At 74.1% G+C, this 25039-nt stretch carries 23 protein-coding genes and 1 tRNA gene; 11 read left to right on the top strand and 13 right to left on the bottom strand.

Going from position 1 to position 25039, the window contains the following annotated elements:
- The first annotated feature begins 5 nt into the window (after positions 1 to 5).
- Genes G6553_RS04500 through G6553_RS04485 form a run of 4 tightly spaced genes read left to right on the top strand, consistent with a single transcriptional unit; the run spans position 6 to position 3074 of the window.
- A complete protein-coding gene (locus G6553_RS04500) occupies positions 6 to 758 on the top strand; it encodes an SURF1 family protein (RefSeq protein WP_166189549.1) in 753 nt (250 codons plus the stop codon).
- Positions 755 to 1174, top strand: a complete 420-nt coding sequence (locus tag G6553_RS04495) for a DUF3817 domain-containing protein (protein WP_347565486.1) — start codon at positions 755 to 757, stop codon at positions 1172 to 1174. The genes G6553_RS04500 and G6553_RS04495 overlap by 4 nt, the downstream gene beginning before the upstream one ends.
- Before the next feature lie 23 nt (positions 1175 to 1197).
- Positions 1198 to 2031, top strand: a complete 834-nt coding sequence (locus tag G6553_RS04490) for a patatin-like phospholipase family protein (RefSeq protein WP_166189547.1) — start codon at positions 1198 to 1200, stop codon at positions 2029 to 2031.
- Positions 2032 to 2045: 14 nt separating this feature from the next.
- The gene (locus tag G6553_RS04485; RefSeq protein ID WP_347565485.1) at positions 2046 to 3074 is read left to right on the top strand and encodes a 1-acyl-sn-glycerol-3-phosphate acyltransferase; all 1029 of its coding nucleotides are present in this window, start codon (positions 2046 to 2048) and stop codon (positions 3072 to 3074) included.
- 36 nt (positions 3075 to 3110) lie between these two features.
- On the opposite strand, the gene G6553_RS04480 is transcribed toward G6553_RS04485, so the two are convergent.
- Complete coding sequence (locus G6553_RS04480) at positions 3111 to 3857, bottom strand: hypothetical protein (protein ID WP_166189546.1); 747 nt, start codon at positions 3855 to 3857, stop codon at positions 3111 to 3113.
- 203 nt (positions 3858 to 4060) lie between these two features.
- Between G6553_RS04480 and G6553_RS04475 the strand changes: the two genes are divergently transcribed.
- Both G6553_RS04475 and G6553_RS04470 read left to right on the top strand, forming a co-directional pair.
- Positions 4061 to 4567 (top strand): peptidylprolyl isomerase, encoded by a 507-nt coding sequence (locus G6553_RS04475; protein ID WP_166189544.1) that lies wholly within the window; start codon positions 4061 to 4063, stop codon positions 4565 to 4567.
- Between the two features lie 18 nt (positions 4568 to 4585).
- A complete protein-coding gene (locus G6553_RS04470; protein ID WP_242679985.1) occupies positions 4586 to 5512 on the top strand; it encodes a rhomboid family intramembrane serine protease in 927 nt (308 codons plus the stop codon).
- A 328-nt stretch (positions 5513 to 5840) separates the two neighbouring features.
- Here G6553_RS04470 and G6553_RS22020 read toward each other — a convergent pair whose 3' ends face one another.
- Entirely contained in the window at positions 5841 to 6302 is a 462-nt protein-coding gene (locus G6553_RS22020) for a cell division protein CrgA (protein ID WP_166189542.1), read from the bottom strand.
- Positions 6303 to 6388: 86 nt separating this feature from the next.
- On the opposite strand from G6553_RS22020, the gene G6553_RS04460 reads away from it, so the two are divergent.
- Complete coding sequence (locus tag G6553_RS04460; RefSeq protein ID WP_347565484.1) at positions 6389 to 7192, top strand: DUF881 domain-containing protein; 804 nt, start codon at positions 6389 to 6391, stop codon at positions 7190 to 7192.
- 25 nt (positions 7193 to 7217) lie between these two features.
- Here the strand turns inward: G6553_RS04460 and pknB are convergent, their stop codons facing one another.
- The 7 genes from pknB to G6553_RS04425 are packed head-to-tail and all read right to left on the bottom strand — an operon-like array spanning position 7218 to position 16087.
- Positions 7218 to 8993, bottom strand: coding sequence for a Stk1 family PASTA domain-containing Ser/Thr kinase (pknB, locus tag G6553_RS04455; protein ID WP_207619354.1), 1776 nt, complete (start codon positions 8991 to 8993; stop codon positions 7218 to 7220).
- Positions 8990 to 10621 (bottom strand): serine/threonine protein kinase, encoded by a 1632-nt coding sequence (locus tag G6553_RS04450; protein WP_166189541.1) that lies wholly within the window; start codon positions 10619 to 10621, stop codon positions 8990 to 8992. Before G6553_RS04450 ends, pknB begins: the two co-directional genes overlap by 4 nt.
- On the bottom strand, positions 10618 to 12090 hold the full coding sequence (locus tag G6553_RS04445; protein WP_242679984.1) for a penicillin-binding protein 2: 1473 nt from the start codon (positions 12088 to 12090) through the stop codon (positions 10618 to 10620). Before G6553_RS04445 ends, G6553_RS04450 begins: the two co-directional genes overlap by 4 nt.
- On the bottom strand, positions 12087 to 13490 hold the full coding sequence (locus G6553_RS04440) for an FtsW/RodA/SpoVE family cell cycle protein (protein ID WP_166189539.1): 1404 nt from the start codon (positions 13488 to 13490) through the stop codon (positions 12087 to 12089). The genes G6553_RS04445 and G6553_RS04440 overlap by 4 nt, the downstream gene beginning before the upstream one ends.
- A complete protein-coding gene (locus G6553_RS04435; protein ID WP_166189537.1) occupies positions 13490 to 14881 on the bottom strand; it encodes a protein phosphatase 2C domain-containing protein in 1392 nt (463 codons plus the stop codon). Before G6553_RS04435 ends, G6553_RS04440 begins: the two co-directional genes overlap by 1 nt.
- A complete protein-coding gene (locus G6553_RS04430; protein WP_166189535.1) occupies positions 14878 to 15366 on the bottom strand; it encodes an FHA domain-containing protein in 489 nt (162 codons plus the stop codon). The genes G6553_RS04435 and G6553_RS04430 overlap by 4 nt, the downstream gene beginning before the upstream one ends.
- A complete protein-coding gene (locus G6553_RS04425; RefSeq protein ID WP_166189533.1) occupies positions 15359 to 16087 on the bottom strand; it encodes an FHA domain-containing protein in 729 nt (242 codons plus the stop codon). Before G6553_RS04425 ends, G6553_RS04430 begins: the two co-directional genes overlap by 8 nt.
- A gap of 196 nt (positions 16088 to 16283) precedes the next feature.
- Here G6553_RS04425 and G6553_RS04420 point away from each other — a divergent pair.
- Positions 16284 to 16367: transfer RNA gene (locus tag G6553_RS04420), tRNA-Leu, on the top strand.
- 164 nt (positions 16368 to 16531) lie between these two features.
- On the opposite strand, the gene G6553_RS04415 is transcribed toward G6553_RS04420, so the two are convergent.
- Genes G6553_RS04415 through G6553_RS04405 form a run of 3 tightly spaced genes read right to left on the bottom strand, consistent with a single transcriptional unit; the run spans position 16532 to position 19792 of the window.
- On the bottom strand, positions 16532 to 16969 hold the full coding sequence (locus G6553_RS04415; RefSeq protein ID WP_166189531.1) for a DUF309 domain-containing protein: 438 nt from the start codon (positions 16967 to 16969) through the stop codon (positions 16532 to 16534).
- A gap of 36 nt (positions 16970 to 17005) precedes the next feature.
- Positions 17006 to 19156 (bottom strand): DUF4185 domain-containing protein, encoded by a 2151-nt coding sequence (locus G6553_RS04410; RefSeq protein ID WP_166189529.1) that lies wholly within the window; start codon positions 19154 to 19156, stop codon positions 17006 to 17008.
- 27 nt (positions 19157 to 19183) lie between these two features.
- Positions 19184 to 19792 carry a hypothetical protein gene (locus G6553_RS04405; protein ID WP_166189528.1) on the bottom strand — a complete coding sequence of 203 codons (609 nt, stop codon included), beginning with the start codon at positions 19790 to 19792 and terminating at the stop codon, positions 19184 to 19186.
- An 87-nt stretch (positions 19793 to 19879) separates the two neighbouring features.
- Between G6553_RS04405 and G6553_RS04400 the strand changes: the two genes are divergently transcribed.
- Positions 19880 to 20278, top strand: coding sequence for a lipopolysaccharide assembly protein LapA domain-containing protein (locus tag G6553_RS04400; RefSeq protein WP_166189526.1), 399 nt, complete (start codon positions 19880 to 19882; stop codon positions 20276 to 20278).
- Positions 20279 to 20400: 122 nt separating this feature from the next.
- Here the strand turns inward: G6553_RS04400 and G6553_RS04395 are convergent, their stop codons facing one another.
- Positions 20401 to 21585 carry an ROK family transcriptional regulator gene (locus G6553_RS04395; RefSeq protein WP_347565483.1) on the bottom strand — a complete coding sequence of 395 codons (1185 nt, stop codon included), beginning with the start codon at positions 21583 to 21585 and terminating at the stop codon, positions 20401 to 20403.
- Positions 21586 to 21668: 83 nt separating this feature from the next.
- Here G6553_RS04395 and zwf point away from each other — a divergent pair, with 83 nt between their 5' ends.
- Complete coding sequence (gene zwf, locus G6553_RS04390) at positions 21669 to 23159, top strand: glucose-6-phosphate dehydrogenase (RefSeq protein ID WP_166189524.1); 1491 nt, start codon at positions 21669 to 21671, stop codon at positions 23157 to 23159.
- 8 nt (positions 23160 to 23167) lie between these two features.
- Positions 23168 to 25039 (top strand): phosphogluconate dehydratase (gene edd, locus G6553_RS04385; protein WP_166189703.1); only part of this gene is annotated, 1872 nt, incomplete at its 3' end.

The raw sequence follows: 25039 nt of genomic DNA, 5'->3' as shown, positions 1-25039 counted from the left end.
GAGAGGTGCTTGCCGCCCTCCACCCGCGCTACTGGGGCGGGCACCTGCTCGCGGTGGCGCTGGTGCTGCTGGCCGGTCGGCTGGGCCTGTGGCAGCTCGACTCCTGGCAGGCGCACCGCGAGGCGGAGACGGCCGACTTCAGCGACGTCGAGCCGGTCCCGCTGGTCGACGTGATCGGCCCCGACGACCCGTTCCCGGCCGCCAAGCTCGGCCACCCGGTCGAGATGAGCGGCACCTGGGTGCCCACCGGGACGGTCTACGTCGAGGGCCGCGAGCACGACGGCGAGGACGGCTACTGGGTCGTCACCCCGCTCGAGGTCGACGGGGGCGGCGGCTCCGCGGTGTACGTCGTCCGCGGCTGGTCGGCGACCCCGGACGCGCCCGAGCCGGCTCCGGGGCCGGCCGAGCTCACGGCGTACCTCCAGGCGACCGAGGGCACCAATGCCGTCGACCCCGACCGCACCGACGACGTGCTGCCCCAGGTCCGCACCGCCGACCTGATCCAGCACGTCGACCAGGACCTGTACGGCGCCTTCGGCATCGCCACCGAGCCGCTGGACGGGCTGGCGACCGCCGAGGTCGAGCAGGTGACGGAGGCGTCGGCCTTCACGGGCCTGAAGAACTTCCTCTACGGCATCGAGTGGTTCGTCTTCGGCGCCTTCGCCGTCTTCATCTGGTGGCGCTGGTCACGCGACATCGCGATCGCCGCCGAGCGCGCGGAGGAGGCCGCCGACGAGGCGGTACCGTCGAGGTCGTGATCGACGACGACGAGCGCACCGACCCCGGTCTCAACAGCGCGCTGACCCGCTACCGCTTCATGGCCACCGTCGTCGGCGTGCTCCTCATCGTGCTGTGCCTGGTGGGCGTGCCGCTGGCCAACTTCGACGGCACCGGCATGTGGGGCATCTTCGGCAGCACCCCCGACCTCTTCGCCGCCGGGTCGGGCGCCCAGGAGCTCGGCAACGCGATCACCGAGTACCTCGGTGTCGCCCACGGCTGGCTCTACATGATCTTCCTGATCATGGCGTTCCTGCTGGCCCGCCGGGCCGAGTGGGACCTCCAGTTCACGTTGGTGACCCTGCTCTGCGGGACGATCCCGGTCCTGAGCTTCTGGGCCGAGCGCCGCGCCACCGAGCGGGTCCGCGCCCAGCTCGGCGAGCCGGTGGCCGGCTGATCGAGCCGGACCGCCGACCCGAGATGACCAGCACCGCGTTCGTCCTCGGCGGCGGGGGAGTGCTCGGGGCGGTCGAGGTCGGCATGCTCCGGGCGCTGCTCGAGCGCGGCATCACGCCCGACCTGGTGCTCGGCACCAGCATCGGCGCGCTCAACGGGGCCCTGGTCGCCCGCGAGCCGACCCTGTCGGTCATCGAGCGGATGACCCGGCTGTGGGAGGACGCGCGCCAGGCGCCGCGCGAGGTGTACGGCGACCGGCCGCTGCGCACGGTGCGGCGAGCCGTGTCCACCGGCACCCACCTGTGGTCGGCCGGTCCGCTCAAGCAGCGGCTCGTCGACGAGCTCGGCGAGGTGACCTTCGAGGAGCTGCCCGTGCGCTTCCAGGTGTGCGCCGCGAGCATCGAGCGGGCCGCGGAGCACTGGTTCGACGCCGGTCGCGTCGTCGACGCGGTCGTCGCGAGCGCGGCCGTGCCCGGCCTGCTGCCGCCGGCCCGGGTCGGCGACGAGCACTACCTCGACGGCGGCATCGTCAACTCCATCCCGCTGGCCCGGGCGGTGCAGCTCGGCGCGGACCGGGTCTTCGTGCTCCAGGTCGGTCGCATCGACCGGCCGCTGCGGGTCCCGCGCCGGCCCTGGGAGGTCGCGCGGGTGTCGTTCGAGATCGCCCGGCGCCACCGCTTCCACCGCGAGCTCCAGGAGCTGCCGCCGGGGATCGAGGCGCACGTCCTGCCCGCCCGCGGGACCTCCGCCCGCGACGACACGTGGCGCGCCGCCACCGACTTCGCGAGCGTCCAGGAGCGGATCGACCGCACCTACGATGCGTGCGTGGACTACCTCGACCAGCACCTCGGCTCCTGAAGGCCCGGCCCGCGGTGAGGGTGCTGACCTGGCTGGTCCGACGGCTCGTGCTCGCCCCCGCGGTCATCGCGCTCGCGGCGTTCCTGTGGATCACGCTGCCGCTGTGGCTGGTGGGAGCAGCGCTGCTGTCCTCGGTGGTGCCGGGCCGGCTGCGGGTGGTCCGCCTGGCCTGGGTGGTGATCCTCTACCTGACGACCGAGGCGCTGCTGCTGCTCGTGCTGCTGGGCATGTGGCTCGCGAGCGGCCTGGGTCGGCGGCTGCGCACGGCGTACTGGGAAGGGATCCACTACGACCTGGTGCAGGGCGTCATGTGGGTCTTCTTCCGCGAGGCCCGGCGCGTGCTGCGGCTGACCATCGCCACCGACGGCCCGACGCCGGACGCGCACCCCGGCGTGCCCATCGTCGTGTGCTGCCGGCACGCCGGCCCGGGCGACTCGTTCACGCTCATCCACGCGCTCATGCACTGGTACGCCCGCGAGCCGCGCGTCGTCCTGAAGGACACGCTCGCGTGGGACCCGGCGATCGACGTGCTGCTCAACCGGATCCCGGCCCGGTTCATCACCCCCGGCCGGCCGGGAGCGGACGTCGACGAGCAGATCGCGGCCCTGGCCACGGGCCTGGACGAGAACGACGCGTTCGTGATCTTCCCCGAGGGGGGCAACTTCACCGAGCAGCGCCGCAGCCGGGCCATCGAGCGGCTGCGCCGGCTCGGCCTCGCCGCGATGGCCGACCGCGCCGAGCGGATGACCCACGTGCTGGCGCCTCGGCCCGGCGGGCTGCTGGCCGCGCTCGACGCGGCTCCGGAGGCGGACGTGGTGCTGGTCGCCCACACCGGCCTGGACCACCTGCACGGCGTCGCGGACGTCTGGCGGGCGCTGCCGATGGACAAGCGGATCACCATGCGGTGGTGGCAGGTGCCGCGGGCCGAGATCCCGGCGGACCGGGAGGCACGCATCGACTGGCTCTACGGCTGGTGGGAGGAGATCGACGCCTGGGTGGAGCAGAACCGGCCGGAGGATCTCTCCTCCGGCCGGTCCGGGTGACGCTGCAGGACCCGCTGCTCCGTGCGGGCCGGTGCGCTACTTCCGGTCGTCGATGTCGGTGACCTCGGCCGGGTCCTCCGGCGTGGTCACCGGGTGCGGCGCCTCGGCGGCGTCGGCGATCGCCTCGTCGGGCGAGGCGCCGGCGATGTCCTCGGCGACCTCGTCGGCCAGCGGCGTCGCGGCCGTGGCGTCACCGACCGGCGCAGCGGCGGTCGTGGTGGTGGCCGTGGTGGACGTCGTCGTCGTCGCGGGCGGGGGGCTCGGGACGTAGGAGGACTGCCAGTTGTCGCTGGTGCTGCCGCCCTGGAGCCGCTTGGCGACCACGCCGACGACACCGGCGACGCCCGCGACGACCAGCAGGGTCTTGACCTTGCTCCGCTTCTTCTTCGGGGGCTCGCCCTTGAGCGCGGCGACCTTGCCCTCGGCGGCGGTCCGCACCGCGGCGGCCTTCTCACCGGCGACCGCGGCGCCCGCGGCGACCAGCGGAGCGGCCTTCGCCTTCGCGTCGGCGAGCGCGGGGCCGGCCTTCTCCCGGGCGTCGGCGATCACCGGCGCGGCCTTCTCGCGAGCCTCGTGGATGCTCGTGGCGGCCCGGACCTTGGCGTCGGCCAGGGCCGGTCCCGCCTTGACCCGGGCGTCCTCGATCGCGGGGCGTGCGGTCGTCTCGACGAACTCCTCGACCGCCTCGCGGGCATGGGCGACGGCGGCCTCCACCTGGGGGCGCACGGTGTCGACGTAGTCCGAGGCCTGATCGAGGAGGGACTTCTTCTGGCGCAGACGCATCGCGTCACTTCCTTCCGTTCGGTCACTTCCATTCGACCACGCACCGCACGGCCGGGCCACCCGGGAAGCCGGTTGGCGCCACGTGCGAGGATCGACGGGGCGCGGCGGACCACGCCGCCGCCTCTGTGCAGTACCCACCCGCGGCGCGATCGGAACCCCGCGCCACGGCGTACCGACACCGTTCCCCACGCGTTAGGACCTCCATGGCTGACCAGCAGGCCGTACTGAAGACGAACCGGGGCGACATCGTCCTGAACCTCTTCCCGAACCACGCCCCCGAGACGGTCGCGAACTTCACCGGCCTCGCGACCGGCGAGAAGTCCTACGACTCCGGCAACGGCCGGAGCGGCCCGTTCTACGACGGCCTGATCTTCCACCGCGTCATCGACGGCTTCATGATCCAGGGCGGCGACCCGCTCGGCACCGGCACCGGCGGCCCCGGCTACACCTTCAAGGACGAGCCGCACCCCGAGCTCACCTTCGACAAGCCCTACCTGCTCGCGATGGCCAACGCCGGCCCGGGCACCAACGGCTCGCAGTTCTTCATCACCGTGGGCGCGACCCCGTGGCTGAACTTCAAGCACACGATCTTCGGCGAGGTCGCCGACCAGGCCTCGCGCGACGTCGTCGACGCGATCGCCACCACGAAGACCGGCCCGGGCGACCGCCCCGTCGAGCCCGTGGTCATCGAGACCGTCGAGCTCCGCTGACCCGCTGCTGAACACACGTTGACCGAGTCCCCTCAGCCGGCCCCCGAGGCCGGGGTGCCCGTCTGCTACCGGCACCCCGGCCGGGAGTCGCACATCCGCTGCCAGCGGTGCGGCCGCCCGATCTGCCCGGACTGCATGCGCGACGCGGCGGTCGGCTTCCAGTGCCCCGACTGCGTCGCCGAGGGCGCGCGCACCACGCGCAGCGGGCGCACGGCGTACGGCGGGCTGCGGCCGACGAAGGTCGGCAGCACCTCGATCGGCCTGATCGCGGTGAACGTCGCGGTCTGGGTGGCCGTGCTGGTCACCGGTGGCGGCGCCAGCCGGCTGGTCGACCTGCTCGCCCTGCGGCCCAACGGCCTGTGCGTCACCGGCCAGGGCGGCTTCGAGGTCTCCGCCGAGCGCTGTGACGGCGTGGGGACCTTCCTGCCCGGCGTCGTCGACGGCGCCCTGTGGCAGGTGCTGACCAGCGGGTTCACCCACGTGCAGGTCCTGCACATCGCCTTCAACATGTTCGCGCTCTACGTGCTCGGCCCGCAGCTCGAGGCGGCGCTCGGCCGGGCGCGGTTCCTCGCGCTGTACTTCCTCTCCCTGCTCGCCGGCTCGGCCGTCGTGCTGTGGTTCGCCGGGGAGTACCAGGCCACGCTCGGCGCCTCGGGCGCCGTCTACGGCCTCTTCGCCGCGCTGTTCGTCCTCGCCCGCAAGGTCGGCGGCGACGTCCGCCAGCTCGGCCTCCTCATCGCCGTCAACGTCGTGATCACCTTCGCCGTGCCGGGCATCTCCTGGCAGGGCCACCTCGGCGGCTTCGTCGGCGGCCTGCTCGTCGCCCTCGTCCTCGTCTACTCCCCCCGAGGTCCACGCCGCACCGCCTACCAGCTCGGCGGTCTCGCGCTGATCACCCTCGTCGTGCTCGCCGCCCTCGTCGCGCGGTACGTCGCCCTCGCCTGAGCCGACTCCTCCGGCTGGCCTCCCTCCCCTCGGCTGGTCGAGGAAGGCGCGCAGCGCCTGTCTCGAGACCCGCCGACGGCGCCCGCCCGCGTCCTCGGCCGGTTTCGAGACGGTTCCTAGCGGAACCTCCTCAACCAGCCGGGAGTCCACAGGTGTGGAGCAACCTGTGCAGAACTACACCGCTGTAGTTCTGCACAGGTTCCTCCACCGATGTGGAGGAACAGCCTGGGGAGGAACCTGTGGACAGACGACGACCGCCGGCCGGCCCGGAGGCCGACCGGCGGTCGGAGGTCAGTGGATCGGGCCGCGCCACGGACGCGGCCGGGGCTCACTCCCAGCGCGTGGCGTAGGTGAAGCCGACGGCCATGAAGCCGATGCCTACGACCAGGTTCAGCTGGTTCAGGTCGTTGAAGACCCAGATGCCGCTGAGGTCGTCGCTGAAGACGTAGAACGTGCAGATCCACAGCAGGCCGATGAGGAAGCAGCCCAGCATGCCGACCACGACGCCGCGCCCACGGCCCAGCGGGGTGGACGGGTGGGCGGCCACGATCAGCCCCAAGAACAGCAGGCCGAAGCCGATGGCGTAGTTCCAGTCGCCGAGGTCGGCCATGAACGCCGGGCTGCCCGGCTCGGAACCGAGGACGGTCGGGTCGGCGCGCACGGCGGCGTAGAAGTAGGCCATCCACGCGATGCCGACCACCATCAGCACCAGCGCGACGAGGAACCGCACCGAGAAGATCGGTCCTCGCACGGGGGCGAGGGGGTCACGCTCGGTCTTCTGCTTGGCCACGGGGCTCTCCTGGTGCTGGGTGCTGGGGGTCGTGCGCCGGCTCGCCCACGGACAGGCGTCGCGGGACGCGGGTTACCTTAGTCGTCGTGACCTCCCGTTCCCACGCGCGGCCTCAGGACCGCCCGCCGCGGCGCTGGGTCGACCGGCTGCGGCGCCCGCGCGGCAGGGCGGGGCTCGGCTGGCGGATCGGGACGCCGGTGATGGTCGCGCTGAGCGGCACCCTGTTCGTCGCCAGCGCCCTCAACAGCGACGGGACCGACCTGCGCCCGGGTCGCTACACCGACCTCGCCTCCCTCGTCGAGGCGGAGGCCGACCAGTACGACGCGCTCCGGCAACGGGCCGCCGCGCTCGACAGCGAGGTGGACCGCCTCGCCGGCTCCGTCCCGAACTCCGGCGTCACCAAGGCCCGCCGCAAGGCCGAGCGGCTGCGGGACGCGGCCGGTCTCGAGGCCGAGCAGGGCGACGGCGTGCGGATCACGCTCTCCGACGCTGAGCGCGAGGTCGTCGAGGCCCAGCCGGAGGAGGGCACCGACTTCGACGAGTTCGTCGTGCACCAGCAGGACATCCAGGCCGTGGTCAACGCCCTGTGGCGCGGCGGCGCGACGGCGATCACCATCGCCGGCCAGCGGATCATCACCACCACCGGCATCAAGTGCGAGGGCAACGCGGTCACGCTGCACGGCGTGCCCTACCCGCAGCCCTACGTCATCGAGGCGGTCGGCGACCCCGCCGTGCTGCAGGCGAGCGTCGCCGGCGACGACTACGTCGCGGCGTACCTCGCTGCCGTCGCCCGCGGCGCGGTCGGCTGGGACCTCGAGGTCGAGGACGAGGTCGTCGCCCCGGCGTACGACGGCGTGCTCACGATGTCGTACGCCGAGCCGATCGCCTGACCGGCGTCGGGAGCCGGTGGGTCGGTCAGCCGCGGCCGGGTCGGGAGGGGAACACCGAGGGCAGGTCGGTGGGCAGGTCGGTCGGGGAGTCGGTGGGGTCGGGGGTCTCGCTGGGCGAGGGCTCCTCGGTCGGCTCCTCGTAGGTGCTCACCACGATGGTGACCGTCGAGTCCTGGGGCAGGGTCTCGCCGGGCTCGGGGCTCTGCTGGATGACCGTGCCCCTCGGCTCGGTGGTGTCGGACGAGCGGACGACCGAGACACGGAAGCCCGCGTCGGTGATCATCCGCTCCGCCTCGCGCTGACGGCGGCCGCGGACGTCGGGCACCTCCTCGGGCCCGTCGGAGTAGGCGATGGTGACCGTGGCGCCCTCCGCGACCTCCTGGCCCGCAGCCGGGTCCTGGGCGACGACCTCGCCGGCGGGCTCGTCGGACTCGGTCTCCTCCTGGTTGGTCCGCAGCCCCGCGGCGCGCAGCTGGGCCGCGGCGTCGGCGCGGCCGAGCCCGACCACGGACGGCACGCTGACCTGCGGCTCGCCGAGGGAGACGACGATGTCGACGGCGGTGCCGGGATCGACGTACTGGTCCCGGTTGGGTTGCTGCTCGGCGACCTTGCCGGCGGGGATCGTGTCGTTCTCGGCGAACGACACGTCGCCCACGCTGAGCCCCGCCTCGCGGATCGCGGCGCGGGCCTGGTCGTCGCCGAGCCGGATCAGGTTCGGCACCTGCACCTGCTCGGGCGGTGACTCGAAGAGCCGTGGCAGCAGCACGAAGCCGGCGACGACCAGCCCCAGCAGCAGGACGACGAGGAACGCGATCAGGCCCGTGCGACGACCGGGACCGCCCTCGTCGGCCGCCGGCAGCGGCGGGCGCACGGCGGTCTGGTGCACGGCGGGCGCCGCGGCGACGGGCGCGACGACCTGCGTGGCCGGCGGCGGCGCGGCGGCCGCCTGGACGGGCCGGCCGGCGAGGTAGCGCTCGATGTCGCTGCGCATGGCGGCGGCGGACTGGTACCGGTCCTCGACCCGCTTGGCCAGCGCCTTCATCACAATCGCGTCGACCTCGGGCGGGAGGTCCTGGTCGTGGTCCGACGGCGGTCGGGCCGGCTCGCGGACGTGCTGGTAGGCGACGGCCACCGGGCTGTCGCCGACGAACGGCGGACGGCCGGTGAGCAGCTCGTAGAGCAGGCAGCCGGCGGAGTACACGTCGGAACGGGAGTCCACGGTCTCGCCCCGGGCCTGCTCGGGGGAGAGGTACTGCGCGGTGCCGACCACGGCCGCCGTCTGGGTCATCGTCGAGGAGGCGTCGCTGATCGCGCGGGCGATGCCGAAGTCCATCACCTTGACGTCGCCGGACGGGGTCAGCATGACGTTGCCGGGCTTGATGTCGCGGTGGATGATCCCGGCACGGTGGCTGTAGTCCAGCGCGGAGAGCACGCCGCTGGTGATCTCCAGCGCGCGCTCGGGGAGGATCTTGCGGCCCTCGCGGAGGATGTCGCGCAGCGTGCGCCCGGCGACGTGCTCCATGACGATGTAGGGCTGGGCGACGCCGGAGCCGTCGGTCGCGAGCTCCTCGCCGGTGTCGTAGACCGCGACGATCGCGGGGTGGTTGAGCGAGGCCGAGGACTGTGCCTCCCGGCGGAAGCGCGCCTGGAACGTCGCGTCGCTGGCCAGGTCGGTGCGCAGCCGCTTGACCGCGACGACCCGGCCGAGCCGGGTGTCGGTGCCCTTGCGGACCTCGGCCATGCCGCCCCGACCGAGCAGCTCGCCCAGCTCGTAGCGACCGCCGACCACCGGCCCCGTCACGGGGTGACCTCGTCGGTGGGGCTGGGCGCGGTGCTCGCCTGGGCCGGTGAGGCGGAGGTGGACGTCGGGGCCGTGGGGGAGGGCGGCGTGGACGTGGGGGGCTCCTCGGTCGGTTCCTCGCTGAAGCTGGGCTCCTCGGTGGGCTGCTCCGTCGTCGGCTCCTGGGACGGCTCCTCCGTCGTCGGCTCCTCGGTCGGCTCCTCGGGAGTGGTGGGCTCCTCGGTCGGCTCCACGACCGGCTCGGGACCCCAGTACTGCACGGTCACCCGCTCGCCCTCGTCGAGCCGGCCGGACGGGTCGACCGACGTGACCAGGCCGGCGGTCTCGCCGCCGGGGTTGGCGACCTCCTCGGTGGTCACCTTGAGCCCGGCACGGGCCAGGTCGCGGCGCACGTCGCCGACGGGTCGGCCCACGTAGTCGTCCTCGTCGATGGTGATCGTGCCCGCCGACGCCGACGGCGTGTCGACCGGGTCGTCGTCGTCACCGCCGCCGCTCAGCGCGATCGCCGCGACGACGCCCGCGACGACGAGGACGGCGACCAGCAGCGCCACGACCAGACCGGTACGCCGTGCCCCAGCGCCGCCGGCACCGGTGCTGCCGTCGGTCATGTCCGGGTCGAGCCCGGCGGTCGCGCTCGAGGCCGCCGGGACGACCGCGGTGGCCTGCGTCGGCGGCTCGGGGGTGGCGACCACCGCGGGGGCGATCACCTGGGTCTGCTCGGCGCCGTCCGCGGACGCCGGCGGCGGGGCGAGCACCTCGGTCGAGGGGTCGCGCAGCGCCGCGGCGAGCGCCGAGGCGTCGGCGTACCGCTCGGCGGGGTCCTTGGCCATCGCGCGGCGCACCACCGAGGCCAGGTCGGCCGGCACGGAGCCCGGGAGGTCCGGGACGGGGTCGTTGAGGTGGGCGAGCGCCGTCGCGACCGGCGAGTCGGCCTGGAACGGGCGGTGCCCGGCGAGCATCTCGAAGGCGACCACGCCGAGGGCGTAGACGTCCGAGGCCGGCGTGGCGGAGTTGCCGCGGGCCTGCTCGGGCGAGAGGTACTGCGGGGTGCCCATCACCTGGCCGGTCTGGGTCATCCCGATGCCGTCGGCGGCACGGGCGATCCCGAAGTCGGTGATCTTCACCGTGCGGTCCGGGGTCACCAGCAGGTTGGCGGGCTTGATGTCGCGGTGGACGATCCCGGCCGCGTGCGCGGCGCCCACGGCGTCGGCGACCTGGACGACGAGGTCGCGGACCGCGTCGGGGTCGAGCGGCTCGCCCTCGCGCAGCAGCGCGGAGAGCGGCTGGCCGTCGACGAGCTCCATGACGAGGTAGGGACGCGGGACGCCGGAGCCGTCGGTGGGGGCGGCCTCACCGAAGTCGTAGACGGCGGCCACGCCGGGGTGGTGCAGCGACGCCGCGTGCCGCGCCTCGGTCTCGAACCGGGAGCGGAACGTCGCGTCGTCGGCGTACTCGGTCTTGAGCAGCTTGACCGCCACCTCGCGGCCGAGCGTGCCGTCCGTCGCGCGCCACACCTCGCCCATGCCGCCGGTCGCGATCCGGCTCTCCAGCCGGTAGCGGTGCGCGTCGTCGGCGTACCGCCCACCGGACGGAGCCGGGGTGCCGAACGCCTCGGTCGGGTCGGTCACTGACGGATCACCGCTTCCATGACGGCCTTCGCGATGGGGCCACCGAGGGTGCCGCCGGCGATCTCGGAGCGCGAGATGTCAGCGTTCTCGATGACGACGGCGACGGCGACGTCCTCGTCGGGGGCGAAGGAGACGAACCAGGCGTACGGCGGCCGGTCGGGGTCGCCGCTCTGCGCGGTGCCGGTCTTGCCGGCGACCTCGACGCCCTGGATGGCGGCGGGCGAGGCGGTGCCGCGCTCGACGGTGGAGACCATCAGCTCGGTCACCTCGTCGGCGGTCTGGGGCTTCACGGCCTGCGACAGCTCGGTGGGCTCGGTCTTGTCGAGCACCTCGTAGTCGGCCGACTGGACCTCGTCCACGACGTAGGGCCGCATGACGACGCCCCCGTTGGCGATGCCGGCGACGACCATCGCCATCTGCAGCGGCGTCGCCCGCACCTCGAACTGGCCGAGGCCGGTCTGGCCGAGCTGCGCGGCGTCCGGGTCGGCGGGGTAGACCGACTCCGCCTGCGGGCGCAGGTCCTCGAGGTAGGTGCTGTTGAAGCCGAACGCCTCGGCGGTCTCGAGCATCCCCTCGGCACCGACCTCGCCGGCCAACGCCGCGAAGGTGGTGTTGCAGGACTGCTCCATCGCCTGGGTGAAGGGGATCCGGCCGGTCCCGCAGGCGCGGCCCTCGTTGTCGATCAGGCCGGTCTCGCCGCTGGTCAGCGGGAGCTGGTAGCTCGCGCCGCCCGGCACCTGGTCCTCGGCGGTGTAGAGCCCGGCCTCGATCGCGGCCGCGGCGGTGACGACCTTGAAGGTCGACCCGGGCGGCAGGGTGGTCTGGATGGCGCGGTTCAGCAGCGGCTGGCCGGGGTCGTCGGTGAGCCGCTCCCACGTGTCGGCGACCGCGGAGAAGTCGTGGGAGGCCAGGTTGTTCGGGTCGTACGTCGGCAGCGAGACCATCGCCAGCACCTTGCCGCTGCTGGGCTGGAGCGCCACCACCGACCCGCGGGTGCCCTTGCCGAGCGCGGTGAGCCCGGCGTACGCCGCGTCCTGGGCCGCCGGGTCGATCGTCAGCTGGACGTTGCCGCCCTCGGACTGGTCGTTGCTGACCAGGTCGACCAGCTTGGTGACGAACAGCCGGGAGTCCTCGCCGGAGAGCACGCCGTTCTGCGTGCGCTCGATCGCGCTCGCGCCGTAGGTGTAGGAGAAGAACCCGGTGAGCGGGGCGTACTTGAACGGCTGCGGGTAGGTCCGCAGGAACTCGTACTCGTCGTCGGCCGGCTCGCTGACCGCCACCGAGTCGCGCCCGACGAGGATCGCGCCGCGCTCGCGGGAGTATGCCGCGTCGATCACACGCCGGTTGCGCTGGTCGTCGTTGAGGTCGCCGGCTGCGTGGTACTGCAGGTAGGTCGCGTTGACCATGAGCGCCAGGAACAGCAGCAGGCAGAAGATGGAGATCGTGCGGATCGGCTTGTTCATCGTCATGACAGGCGTACCACCTGGGTGGTCTCCGCGTCCGCGTCGGCGTCGCCGGCGGTGTCGCCGACGGAGGGCGCGGGCCGGCGGGCGAGGTCGGAGATGCGCAGCACCAGCGCGATGATCACCCAGTTCGCCACGAGCGAGGACCCGCCGTAGGAGAGGAAGGGGGTGGTCAGGCCGGTGAGCGGGATCAGCCGGGTCACGCCGCCGACGACGACGAAGACCTGGAGCGCGAAGACGCTCGCGAGGCCGGTGGCCACCAGCTTGCCGAACCCGTCGCGGGAGATCAGCGCCGCGCGGAGCGCGCGCTCGACGATGAGGCCGTAGAGCAGCAGCACCGCGATGACGCCGGTCAGGCCGAGCTCCTCGCCGATCGCGCCGACGATGAAGTCCGACTCCGCGTAGGGAATCCGGTCGGGGCTGCCCTCCCCGAAGCCACGGCCGAGCAGGCCGCCCCAGCCCATGCCGAAGAGCGACTCGACCAGCTGGTAGCTCTGGTCGCTGGTGCCCTCGCCGTAGTAGGCGAACGGGTCGAGCCAGATGTCGACGCGGGTGCGCACGTGGCCGAAGAGCCGCCACGCGACGAGCGCGCCGCCGAGGAAGAGCGTCGAGCCGACGACCAGCCACCCGGGCCGCTCGGTCGCGACGTAGAGCATGACCAGGAAGAGGCCGAAGAACAGCAGGCTGGAGCCCAGGTCGCGCTGGAAGACGAGGATGCCGAGGCTGATCAGCCACATGGCGAGAATCGGCCCGAGGTCACGACCGCGGGGCAGGTCGACCACGAGCAGCCGCCGGCCGGCCAGCGCCAGCGCGTCGCGGTGGAGCACGAGGTAGCCCGCGAAGGCGACCACGAGCAGCACCTTCGCGACCTCGCCGGGCTGGAAGCTGAACGGTCCGACGCCGATCCAGATCCGAGCGCCGTTGATCGTCTTGCCCAGGCCGGGCACCAGGGGCAGGAGCAGCAGCACGATCGCCGCCAGGCCGCTGGTGTAGGTGAAGCGGGTCAGCACCCGGTGGTCGCGCAGCACGACGAGCGTGCCGACGAAGAGCAGGACCCCGAGCGTCATCCAGGTCAGCTGCTGGCGGGCGAACGTCGTGCCGTCGGCCAGGTCCAGGCGGTGGATGACCGCCAGCCCGAGGCCGTTGAGCGCCGCCACGACCGGCAGCAGGACCGGGTCGGCGTACGGCGCCACGAAGCGGATCACCACGTGCGCGGCCACCACCAGGCCGGCCAGCCACCCGCCGTACCCCAGCAGGTCGACCGGGACCTCCCCCTCGACGCCGATGCCGACGGCGGCGTACGCCCCGACGCCCACCGCGAGCGCGAGGACGAGCAGGAACAGCTCCGCCCCCCGCCGGCGGCGGTGGACGAAGCCCATGATCGCGCCCTGCTGGCCGGCCGCCATCAGGGCGACTCCGGTCCGACGGCGGTGTCGGTGTCGTCGCTCGCGCCGGAGCCCGGGCCCGGCGGCGCGGGGCGGGTGGATCCCGCGGGCTCCGCGGAGTCCGTGGTCTGCTCGGGCGCCTGCTTGGCGGCGAGGTTGTCGACGGCGCGCCGGGCGTCGTCGAGTCCGTCGACCTCGATGCCGGCGCGCACCTTGCCCGCGTCGAAGTCCGAGAGCCGGTCGACCTCGACGTCGGTGGTCTCGTAGGGCTCGCTCAGGGAGACGCCCGGCACCTCGGTGTTGAGGCCGCGGAAGATGACGACCGAGCCGCCCTCCTCGCCGACGAAGTACTGGTGCTGGCTCCACGACCACGCGGCGGCCGCGGCGACCCAGACGACGCCGGCGAGCACGAGCAGCGCGAAGACGGGGCGCAGCCACGCCAGGCGGCGCGGCGGGCGGGGGGCGTAGCGGGCGGCCTCGGGGTCGATCGGGTCCGAGGGGATCGCGAACGGCACGTCGTCCGGCACGTCGGCCGGCACCGGGTCGAGCTCGCCGGTGTCCCCGGAGCGGTGCCCGCGGAACAGGCCGCCCGGCTTCGCGCCGCGCGTCGGCTTGCGGCGCAGCTCGCTGGCGGCGCCGACGAGCATCGGCTCCAGCTCCGCGTACGCCGGGTCCCCGGCGGCCTGCTCGTCGGTGACGACGTCGGAGACGATGCAGGTCACGTTGTCGGAGCTGCCGGCCTCGAGGCTGGCGCGCACCAGCTCCACCGCGGCGAAGTCGGGCGTGCCGCTGCCGAGGATGTCGGCGAGCCGAGCGTCGTCGAGCACCCCGCTGGCACCGTCGCTGCACAGCAGCAGCCGGTCGCCGGCGACCAGCTCGATGAGGAAGAGGTCGGGGTCGACGTCCCCGGGGCCGCCGAGCGCCTTGAGGATCAGGTTGCGGTGCGGGTGGACCCGCGACTCCGCCTCGGTGATCCGGCCCTCGTCGATGAGGCTCTGCACGAACGTGTGGTCCTTGGTGAGCTGCGAGAGCTCGCCCTCGCGCCACAGGTAGGCGCGGCTGTCGCCGACGTGGCCGAGGCCGATCCGCCGGCCGTCGAAGAGCGCCACGGTGGCGGTGGTGCTGGTGCCGTTGAGCGTCGGGTCCTCGTCGACGAGGTCGTTGATCCGGTCGTGGGCGCGGTGCAACGCGCCCGAGACGAGCCCGAGCAGGTCCTCCGGCTCGCCGGTCGGCTGCTCGTCGAGGCGGCGCAGCTGCGAGACGGCCGTGCTGGAGGCGATGTCGCCGCGCGCCGCGCCGCCGACGCCGTCGCACACGGTGAGCAGCCAGGGGCCGGCGTACCCCGAGTCCTGGTTGTCCTTGCGGACCCGGCCGACGTCGGAGATCGCCGACCAGTGCAGGCGCAGGCTCACTTCCGCAGCTCCAGGATGGTCTTCCCGATCCGCACCTGGGTGCCGAGGGTGACCGTCGTGGGCTGCGTGATCCGCACGCTGCCGATGTAGGTGCCGTTGGTGGAGCCGAGGTCCTCGACGAACCACTGGTCGCCGGAGGCGGCGATCCGGGCGTGCCGGGTGGAGACGTAGTCGTCGTCGAGCCGGATCGCGGCGTCCGTGCCGCGGCCGATGAGGATCGGCGCCTGGTCCAGCTCCGCGCGCTCGCCGACGTTGCTGCCCTCGGTGACGATCACGTGGGTCGGCGAGCCGCGGCGCTTGGCCGGCGGCTTGTTCTTGCCCTTGCGCTTGGCGGCCCGGCCCCGCGGCTCGGTGGTGCCGCGGGCCGCCTCGGGCACGCGCGCGCCGAACATGTCGGACCGGATCACCGAGATCGCGGACAGCACGAAGATCCACAGGATGGCCAGGTAGGCGACCCGGATGAGGAAGAGCGTCAGCTCAGACATCCCAGGCGTCCTCCTCGACGACGCGGACCGTCATGGTGGTGTTGCCGATGCGCACCTCGGCACCGTCGTGCAGCGCCGCGCGGGCCATCTTCTGCCCGTCGACCAGCATGCCGTTGGTCGAGCCGAGGTCGCGGACCTCGACCCGCACGGTCTCCTCGTCGCCGCGCCGCTCGGTCGTCACGCCGAACTCGACGTGCCGCCGGCTCACGCCGGGGTCGTTGATCCGCACGTCCGCCTCGGTGCCGCGCCCCACGACCACCCCCGGCGGGTGCAGCGGCTGGGTGGTGCCGTTGACCTCGAGCACGGCCCGCGCGCGGCGTACCTGGGTGTGCGTGGCGTTGCCCGTGACCCGCGCCTGCGCGCGGCTGCGGATCCGGAACCGGCCGGTCGTGAGGTCCTCGGCCGGCTCGAACTCGATGTTGACCGGCCCCGGGAAGACGTAGCCCTGGTTGTCGGCGTGGTCCTGCAGCTGGGCCGTCAGCTCGCCGGCCATCGCGGAGTCGTACGGCGCCAGCCGCTCCAGGTCCGGCGCCGACAGCTCGACGTGGAAGTCGTTCGGCACCAGCCGCCGGTCACGGGACAGGATCTGCGCGTTGTTGTCGACCTCGCGCTGCAGCGCGGCCGCGATCTCCACCGGCTGCACCGCGGACCGGAAGGCCTTGGCGAACGCACCGGAGATCATCTGCTCGAGCCGCTGCTCGAGGCGGGAGAGTCCACCCACGTCCCGCCGCCTCCTTCCAGGTCGTCGCTCTGCGTCGCTCCGCCGCTGCGGCGGAATGCTCGTCCGGGCAGGGCCGACGGGCCTGCCGGCCGCCGGGTCGCGACCGATCGTAACCATGTCGTCGTCCGGCGGCCCGCACCCTCCGTTCCCGGTTTGGCCGGACCTCACGCGCTGGGCTAACCTTGCGGGGCTTCACGCGCGAGTGGCGGAATAGGCAGACGCGCACGGTTCAGGTCCGTGTGCCCGAAAGGGCGTGGGGGTTCAACTCCCCCCTCGCGCACGTCGAGCAACCGAAGGCCCCGGGTCCACGACCCGGGGCCTTCGTCGTTTCCCGGTGGGTGTCGGCCGGGTCCGGGGTCTCTTCCGTGTGGGTCGTGTCCGGTCGTCGGGGGCGGGTCAGCAGGCAGTGACCTGCCCCACAGGAAGTCGCTCGGAGCGACGGTCTCAGCCGGTGCGGGGCTGGTCGACGCGGGCGCTGGCGCAGGCGACGACTGCCGGCAGGTCGAGGCCGTACGTCGGGCCACCGGTGTCGGCGTACGTCGTGAGGTTGTCGGCGCCGCGCTCGACCAGCCGGGCCGCACCGACGGCGTTGCCGCGGGCGGCGTGGGTGAGGCCGACGCACAGCTGGGCGAGCCCCTGCCACAGCGGCCGCTCGTCCTCCGGGCCGGACTTCCAGCGGACCTCGAGCGCCTCGTGGGCCGCGAACGGCCGGCCCTGGTCGAGCAGCGTCCGGGCGTAGGCGACGGTGCCCTCGCCGGAGAGCGGCTCCTCGGAGATCGGCTCGACGCCGGGCTGGCCGTACGCCAGCGGCCGGCCCAGCTCGTCGCGGGGCCGCGCCTGCTCGGCGCGGCCCTGGGCGTTGCGGTCGCGGTCTCGCTCCATGCCCCGACCATGCCACCCGGCCCGGCGGGCCGCCCGTCAGTCCACGGGCAGCGGCACCCGCAGGAAGCGCGGGCGGTAGAGCAGCGGGTCGTCGAGGACCTCGCCGACGTCGGTGCGGTTCCGGCTGTACGACACGACCACCGACCGCGGCCGGGGGAGCAGGTCGGGGTGCGCGAGGGGCATGTAGCGCAGCTCGCCGGTGGTGCTGTCGGTGGGCAGGTCGGCCACGGGCGGCTGCGCGGTGAACGGCCCGGTCGGGGCGGGGGCGGTCCAGAAGACCAGGTCGGATCCGAGGAACTCGTCGCGCTTGCTGAAGGCGTACCACCGGCCGTCGCGCTCGAAGACGCTCAGCGTCTGGGACGTGCCGCCCGCGGCCCGGACGAGCTCTGCGGCGGCGGCCGGGTCGCGCACCCAGGCGGTGCCGTCCCAGTAGCGCCAGCGGTCGGGCTCGAGCACGTCGTCGGGGCGGACCCGGGCGACCTGGAGCGAGAAGCCGGTCGGCATCCCGGTGTCGGGCCGCGCGGTGCCGTACAGGTGGAGCCAGCCGTCGTGCCGCTCGGCCGCCGCCCCCCACATCGGCCGCGTGGTGTCGGCGGAGTCGGGGCCGACGTCGACCCGGTCGACGAGCTGGGGGGTGCCGCCCTCGGGGACGACGAAGAGGGCGACGGCGGGACCGATGTTCTCGAAGCCGAAGGCGTCGTCGCGGTCGGTGGACCGCACCCGCTGGGCGGTGACGGTGACCAGGTCGTAGCCGGGGCGCCCGTCGACGACGACCGACATCGGCCAGTAGCCGACCTCGCGGTCGCGGTCGGGGATCACCGCACCGCCGCCGGCCGGGACGACGACCCGCAGGCAGCCGGGCTCGACGACGAGCATCGAGTTGCGGACGAACCGTTCCCCGCCGCCGGTCCCGCGCAGCGTGTCGCCGAAGACCCACAGGCGGCGACCGTCCTGCAGCTCCGCCTGCGCGCCGACGTCGCCGCCCCGGAACTGCGGCGACCCGCGCAGCTCGGTGACCCGGTTGAGGTCGGCGACGGTGCGGACCGGGCCGGTCGGCTCGCAGGTGGTGGTCGAGGCGAGGCTCGGGTACGCCGAGTCCCCGTCGGCGCCGTCGGCACCCGGCAGCAGAGTCAGGGTGAGCACCGTGCCGGCGGCGAGCGCGGCCAGCACCGCGACCAGCTGGAGCCGCCAGCGACCGCTGGTCGGCACGTCGTCGGCAGGCCGGCCCGGGCCGGTGACCGCGGGGCTGTGCCGAACGCCGTCGAACCGGGTGAGCGCCAGGACGAGCAGGCCGGTGGCGGCGACCGCTCCGAGGAACCAGAGCGCGCGGCCGGAAGCGCCGCCGGCCGCGACGTCGCGGACGCCCTCGGCCGCCGCCCCGGCGCTGGTCAAGCGCACCAGGTCCGCCCACGGTCCGGGCAGCAGCAGCGGGTCGTCGGCCACCAGCAGGGGGGCGGGCAGCACGAGGAGCACCGCCGCGCCGAGCAGCAGGCCGGCGAGGCCGAGGAGCGCCTCCAGGGCCAGGGTCAGCAGCCCGGCGGCCAGGACCCCGAGCGCCAGCACGGCCGCGACCTCGGCCGCCGCGCTCCCGGGCACGCCGGGCAGCAGCGGGGCGAGGCCGGCCGCGACCGCGGCGAGCGTGCCGACGGCGATCAGCCGGAGCAGGCCCCGCGGGAGCGTGCGGGCGAACGGCCCCCACACCAGCGACACCGCCAGCACCAGGACGAACCCGCCGGCAGCGGCGGCGAGGCCCAGCACGTCGTACGCCGGGGCGTCGCGAGCAGGGCCGGCACGCTCGACAGTGACCGTGCGGCCGCGGCGCTCCTCCGCGGCGCGGACCTCCCGCACGAGCGCCCGGTCGAGCTCGGGCGTGCGCAGGCGGGGCAGGAGCAGGGTGTCCTCGGTGCTGCGCAGGTCGATGACGACCACCGCGACCACGTCGCCGTCGGCCAGCGCCCGCTCCGCCTCGACCCGGTCGTCCGCGGGCCGGGCGTCGAAGGGCGTGTCCGGCAGCGCGTCGACGTCGTCCGCGAGCGGCCCGACGACGACCTCCGGCCCGACCAGCAGCACCGGCGCGCGGTGGGTGCGGCCCGCTGCCGCGTCGTCGAGGGCCGGCAGCACCGCGAGCAGCGCGCCGAGCAGGACCACCAGGCCGGCGATCGTCCGCAGGCGCCGCCGAGTGCTCACCAGCCCCGTTCTACCCGACCGGTCCTCTCACCCGTGGAGGAGCAGCGCGAGGCCGGTGGTCACCGCGGCCGCCCACCACGCGGCGGTGCAGGCGAGGAACGGCGCCCACTCACCGGTACGCCGTCCCCGGACGCCGAGGTAGCCCCACGGTCCCTTCGTGGCCAGGTGGAGGACCATCCGCGCGGTCGCCCGCACGCCCACCACGCGGCCCCAGCCGCGCAGGTCGGCCAGGTCGCGGACCGCCGCCACCAGCCACAGCACGGCCGTGGCCAGGCCGAGCGCCAGCCCGACGTCCGTGGCGATCGGGCCGGGGAGCAGGACCAGCACCGGGCCGAGCAGCACCAGCCACGCGTGCGCGAGCGCGAGCTGCCACGCCGGCTCGCGGGCGTAGACCGGCAGTGCCGCGCGCCACGGCGTACCGGGTGCGGCGACGGGGGGCAACGGCTCGCCTGCTGCGAGTGCCGGCGGGCCGGTGTCGTCGCGGCGGGGTGAGCTGGCTGTGGTGGGCTGGTCATTGGGTTGGGCGTCGGGCTCGGGCGCCGTCGGCACCAGGCGGAGGTGCGGTCCGGCGGCCGTCGAGGGCCCGACGCCGACCGGTGCGAGGTCCGGTCCGGGGGCGAGGGGCTGGGCTGTCACGGGCATGGAAGTACCCCATCCGCGCGGGGTCGTGCCAGCCGGGCCGGACGCGATCTCGGTCACGGCGCGGTTGGGTACCGGACCGACATGACGCACCCGTCCGAAGAGCCTCCCGCCGGCCCGTCGACCCCGGTCGACCCGGGACCGGTGTCCTCGTCCGCACCCTCCGCCACGCCGTCGCCCGGGCCTGCGTCCGGGCCCGCCGCCCCGGCGTCGGGTGACCCGCTCCGCGGCTCGCTCACCAGCGGCGTGTGGGCGGCGATCGTCGCGTTCGGCATCGTGCTGGTGCTGCTCGTCGTCTTCATCGCGCAGAACACCGAGCCGGTGCTCGTCCGCTTCCTCGGCTTCGAGGGCGAGACCCCGCTGGCCGTCGCCCTGCTGATCGCTGTCGCCGCCGGCCTGCTGCTGACCGCCCTCGCCGGCACGCTCCGCCTCTGGCAGGTCCGCCGTCGCGTCCGCCGCGAGACCAAGCGCGGCCGCCGCTGACGGCGTACCCCCTCGGGGTATCTAGACGCCAGGTTCTGGGCCTTCGCACCCGCTTCTGGGGCGATGCATCGGCCCGGAAGCGTGTGCGTACCACCTATAGGTGAGACGCACGCATCAGCCGTTCAGGCCTCCGCGCGAGCCGCCCGCAACCGCGCGTCGACGGCGGCGGGGGAGAGCTCGTGGTCGATGACGAGGGCGGCGCAGCCGACGAGGCCGGCGGAGTCGCCGTGAGCGGCGGGGGCGAAGCGGAGGTCGCGGGTGACCGAGCCGGCGGCGCGGGCGTAGACGGACTCGCGCATGCCGGCCGTGTAGAGGTCGAACGCGGAGCCCATGTCGCCGCCGACGACGACGGTCTGCGGGTGGAGCAGGTTGACGGCGACGGCGAGCACCTCGCCGACGCGCCGTCCGCTCTCGCGCAGCAGGCTGCGGGCGACCGGGTCGCCGTCGAGCGCCAGGCCGACGAGGTCGCGCACGTGGCGGGCCTCGGCGCCGCCCTCGACGAGCCGGTTGACCATCGCCCAGCCCGCGGCGACGGTCTCGAGGCAGCCGTGCGCGCCGCAGCGGCACAGCAGCTCGTCCGCGCCCTCGACCCGGGTGTGGCCGAGCTCGCCGGTGACCCCGCGTGAGCCGTTGACGAGGCGGCCGTCGGCGATGACGCCGATGCCGAGACCGGTGGAGGCCTTGACGACGAGCACGTCGCTGCCGAGCGGCGCCGGCCCGAACAGCTCGGAGCGGGTCAGGGCCGAGGTGTCGTTGGTGAGGTGGAGCGGGGCGGTGCACGCGCCGGTGAGGTACGGCGCGAGCGGCACGCCGTCCCAGCCCTTCATGACCGGGGCGTCGACGCTGACCCGCCGCTCGGGGTCGACGGTGCCGGGCAGGGAGAGGCCGATCCCGAGGACGGGCGGCTCGATCCCCTCCAGCAGCGTCCGCAGCCGCTCGGCGACGTCGGGCATCACCTCGTCCGGCCCGCTCCCGACCTCGTGGTCGCGGGTGTCGCCGACGATCTCGCGGCCCTCGAGGTCGAAGACGCCGACCTGGGTGCGTGAGCGGCCGACCGCGATGCCGACGACGACGGCGGCGTCGACGTTGAAGGCGAGCGCCCCGGCGGGCCGGCCGCCGGTGGAGGCGACACCGCCGCCCTCGACGAGCAGGCCGGCACCGACGAGCGCGGCGACCCGCTGCGACACGGCGCTGCGGGAGAGCCCGGTGGCGCGGCCGAGGTCGGCGCGGGTGGCGGCCTCGCCGCTGCGGACGAGCGCCAGGAGACCGCCGGCGGTGGTCTCGACGGGACCCGGGGAGATGCTCACTGGAGGATGAAACCACGGTACTTTGTCCACGAAAAGTCCGAAGTGGGCTTGTAACGATCCAAAAGTCCTGGGACCGTGGAGGCATGGCCCCCACCACCGACACCCCGAACCCGCACGCGGCCCTTCCGGAGCACTGCGACTTCACGGTGTTCGGCGGGACCGGCGACCTGGCGCTGCGCAAGCTGCTCCCCGCGCTCTACCACCGCGACCGCGAGGGCCAGCTGCTCCCCGGCCACCGGATCGTCGGCGTCTCCCGCAGCCCGATCGACACCGACGGCTACCGCACGCTGGTCCGCTCGGCGCTCGAGACCCACGTCCCGGCCGAGGAGATCGAGCCGGCCGCCGTCGAGCGCCTGCTGTCCCGCCTGCACCACCTCGAGCTCGACGCCCACGAGCCGGAGGGCTGGCACGACCTGCACGGCCTGCTCAAGGACCGCCCCGGCGCCGACCGGGCGGTGCGCGTCTACTACCTCGCGGTCGCGCCCGGCCTCTTCGGCCCCACCTGCGAGCGGCTCGACGAGCTCGGCCTCGTCGACGAGCGCTCGCGCGTCGTCATGGAGAAGCCGATCGGCCACGACCTCGCCTCCGCGCGCGCGGTCAACGACGCGGTCGGCCGGGTCTTCGCCGAGCACCAGGTCTTCCGCATCGACCACTACCTGGGCAAGGAGAGCGTGCAGAACCTGCTCGTCACGCGGTTCGCCAACGCCTTCCTCGAGCCGCTGTGGAACAGCCGCTGGGTCGACCACGTGCAGATCACCGTCGCCGAGACCGTCGGCGTCGGCAAGCGCGGCCCCTACTACGACAACGCCGGCGCGCTGCGCGACATGGTGCAGAACCACCTGCTGCAGCTGCTCTGCCTGGTCGCCATGGAGCCTCCGACGTACGTCGGCCGCGAGACCGTCCGCGACGAGAAGCTCAAGGTCCTCCAGGCGCTCAAGCCGCTCACCCCCGCCGACGTCGACCGCGACACCGTGCGCGGCGTCTACGACGGGTACGCCGACGAGGTCGGCCACGCGGACACCCGCACCGAGACGTTCGTGGCGCTCAAGGCCGAGGTGCAGAACTGGCGCTGGGCCGGCGTGCCGTTCTACCTACGCACCGGCAAGCGGCTGGACCACCGCGCCTCGGAGATCGTCGTGGTCTTCAAGGAGCCGCCGCACGCGATGTTCCCGCAGAGCGAGGGGACGACGACGGCCAACCGGCTGCACATCCTGGTCCAGCCCGACGAGGGCATGAAGCTCCACCTCACCGCCAAGGAGCCCGGCCCGGGTGGCATCCGGCTGCGGCCGGTCTCGCTCGACCTCTCCTACGCCACCGCCTTCGACCAGCGCTCGCCGGACGCCTACGAGCGGCTGCTCATGGACGTCGTGCGCGGCAACCCGACGCTGTTCATGCGCCGCGACGAGGTGGAGGCCGCCTGGACCTGGGTGGAGCCGATCCTCGCCCGCTGGGCCCAGCGCTCCGCGGAGCTCGAGGAGCGGCCCGCGACCTACCCCGCCGGCTCGACCGGCCCGACCGCTGCCGCCGACCTCGTCGAGCGTGACGGCCGCACCTGGCAGGAGACCGACCAGTGACCCAGCAGATGCATCCCACCGTCGCGGCCGTGACCGCCCGGATCACCGAGCGCAGCGCCGCCGGCCGCACGGCGTACCTCCGCCGCGTCGAGCAGGCCGGCGACCGCGCCCCGGCGCGTCACCGGCTGGCGTGCGCCAACCTCGCGCACGGCTTCGCCGCCTCCGAGCCGGCCGGCAAGGCCGCGCTGCGCGGGCGGGTGAAGCCGAACGTCGCGATCGTGACCAGCTACAACGACATGCTGTCGGCGCACCAGCCGTTCGGCACCTACCCGCCGGTGCTGAAGAAGGCGGTCGTCCGCGCGGGCGGGGTCGCGCAGGTGGCCGGCGGCGTGCCGGCGATGTGCGACGGCATCACCCAGGGCCGCGACGGCATGCAGCTCTCGCTCTACAGCCGCGACGTGATCGCGATGTCGACCGCGATCGCGCTCTCCCACGACATGTTCGACAGCGCGCTGATGCTCGGCGTCTGCGACAAGATCGTCCCCGGCCTGCTCATCGGCGCCCTGTCCTTCGGCCACCTGCCGACGGTGTTCGTGCCCGCCGGCCCGATGGCCTCGGGCCTGCCGAACGGCGAGAAGGCCCGCGTGCGCCAGCTGTACGCCGAGGGCAAGGTCGGCCGCGAGGAGCTGCTCGAGGCCGAGGCGGCGTCGTACCACTCGGCCGGCACCTGCACCTTCTACGGCACCGCGAACTCCAACCAGCTGATCATGGAGGTGCTCGGGCTGCACCTGCCCGGCTCGTCCTTCGTCAACCCCGGCACCCCGCTGCGCGAGGCGCTGACCCGCGCCGCGGCCGCCCGCGCCGTGCAGATCACTCGCCAAGGTGGCGAACCCACACCGATCGCGAAGATCGTCGACGAGAAGGCGATCGTCAACGCCTGCGTCGCGCTGCTCGCGAGCGGCGGGTCGACCAACCACACGCTGCACCTCGTCGCGATCGCCCGCGCGGCCGGCATCACGCTGACCTGGGACGACCTCGCCGACCTCTCCGCGGTCGTGCCACTGCTGGCCCGGGTCTACCCCAACGGCGCCGCGGACGTGAACCACTTCCACGCCGCCGGCGGCATCGCCTTCCTCGTCCACACGCTGCTGCGCGCAGGGCTGCTCCACGAGGACGTGTGGACGATCGCCGGCCGCGGCCTGCGCCACTACACGACCGAGCCGGTGCTGCGCGGCGACGCCGAGACCGGCGACCTGACCTGGGAGGAGGGTCCGAAGGCGAGCCTCGACCTCGACGTGCTGCGCCCGGCCGACGACCCGTTCTCGACCACCGGCGGGCTCGAGGTGCTCCACGGGCCGCTCGGCACCGCTGTCGTCAAGACCTCCGCGGTGAAGCCCGAGCACCGGGTCGTCACGGCCCCGGCGATGGTCTTCGACGACCAGGCCGACCTGCTCCAGGCCTTCGGTGACGGGCTGCTGGACGGGCGCGACCTCGTCGCCGTCGTCCGCTACCAGGGACCGGCCGCCAACGGCATGCCCGAGCTGCACAAGCTCACCCCCGCCCTCGGCGTCCTCCAGGACCGCGGGCAGCGGGTCGCGATCGTCACCGACGGCCGGATGTCCGGCGCCTCGGGCAAGGTCCCGGCCGCCATCCACGTCACGCCCGAGGCCGCGCTGGGTGGGCCGCTCAGCCGCGTGCGCGACGGCGACCTGCTCACCGTGGACGCCGAGCGCGGCGTCCTGGCGATCAAGACCCACGACGGCGCCGACCTTGCCTCCCGCGAGCCCACCGGCCGCGCGCCCGAGGGCGAGGAGTGGGCCGGGACCGGCCGCGAGCTGTTCGCGGCGTTCCGCGCGACCGTCGGCCCGGCCGACGCCGGCGCGAGCGTGTTCCCGGCGTACGACGCCCCCGTCCAGCCCACCCCCCGCGAGGTGCCTCTT

Source organism: Nocardioides sp. IC4_145 (genome assembly GCF_011250565.1).
Classification (GTDB): domain Bacteria; phylum Actinomycetota; class Actinomycetes; order Propionibacteriales; family Nocardioidaceae; genus Nocardioides.
This window is presented reverse-complemented; position numbering and strand designations above follow the sequence as displayed.